Origin of the sequence: Sporolactobacillus sp. CQH2019 (genome assembly GCF_028765345.1) — a bacterium.
Taxonomy (GTDB): Bacteria; Bacillota; Bacilli; order Bacillales; family Sporolactobacillaceae; genus Sporolactobacillus.
Map to the genome: position 1 here is coordinate 1 of NZ_JARAJZ010000060.1, position 316 is coordinate 316.

Annotated in this window: 1 rRNA gene; it reads right to left on the reverse strand. The window is 63.9% G+C overall.

The annotated features are described in order from the left end of the window. A 23S ribosomal RNA gene (locus tag OYT88_RS20795) occupies nucleotides 1-316 on the reverse strand; the annotation flags it as partial.

Below are 316 nucleotides of genomic sequence, written 5' to 3' on the forward strand. Positions count from 1 at the left end.
TCCGCAGCGGGATTTGCCTCGCTGCCGGCCTCCCGGCTTGAACGCACCCTTCCGGCCGTGCGCCCGCCTTGCCTTCCTGCGTCCCCCCCTCGCTCAATCGTGAAGCAGCGGTACAGGACTTTCCACCTGTTGTCCATCGCCTACGCCTTGCGGCCTCGGCTTAGGCCCCGACTAACCCTGAGCGGACGAACCTTCCTCAGGAACCCTTGGGCTTTCGACGGAGGAGATTCTCACTCCTCTTTTCGTTACTCATACCGGCATTCTCACTTCCAGACGCTCCAGCCGGCCTTCCGGCCGACCTTCGCCGCCCCTGGAA